The sequence below is a fragment of the Candidatus Nanopusillus massiliensis genome (genome assembly GCF_920984865.1).
Map to the genome: position 1 here is coordinate 251755 of NZ_OV100765.1, position 707 is coordinate 252461.

Consider the following 707-nt stretch of genomic DNA (forward strand, 5'->3'; position numbering starts at 1 on the left):
GATATAGCATTCTTAAATAAATTAAAATATTATGTGGATCAGTTTAAAAAAGAAAATAAAATGATAATATTAATTTCTCATAATTTAAAATTCGTAAAAGAATTAAATATTGATAAAGTAATGTATTAATTGATGGAAAGATAAAATATTAAGGAGATAAAAATATATTAAATAAGATTGAAGAAAATGGATTTAATATTTTTTAAAGATTTATTTAAAAAGTATTATGATAAAATTTTTGAGCAATTATAAAATAATTAAAAATGAATTTAATGAAAAAGAAAGATAATATATTGAAATTAATTTAGATAAGAATATTTATTATAATGTTTTTAATATAAATAGTTCTGAAATAAAAATAAGAATTAATAATAATGATATTACAATGATGTATAATGAATTTAATATAATTGGAAAAGTAAAAATAAATATTTTAATTAATTTTTCTGGAAATCTAAAAATATATAATTTATATAAAATAAATAGTAATTCTTATTCAGATTCAATAGAAAAGATATATAATAAAAATAATATTGTTTTAATATCTAAAATATTTATTGATAAAAATTCTGAAAATTCTGAAGGAAAATTATCTAAGCTCTATTGGAAGAAAATGGTATATCAATCATTATTACCAATATTAGATATAGAAAATAATAAATCAAAAGGATTTCATGGATCTAAAATATTAAAATTAACTGAAAAAG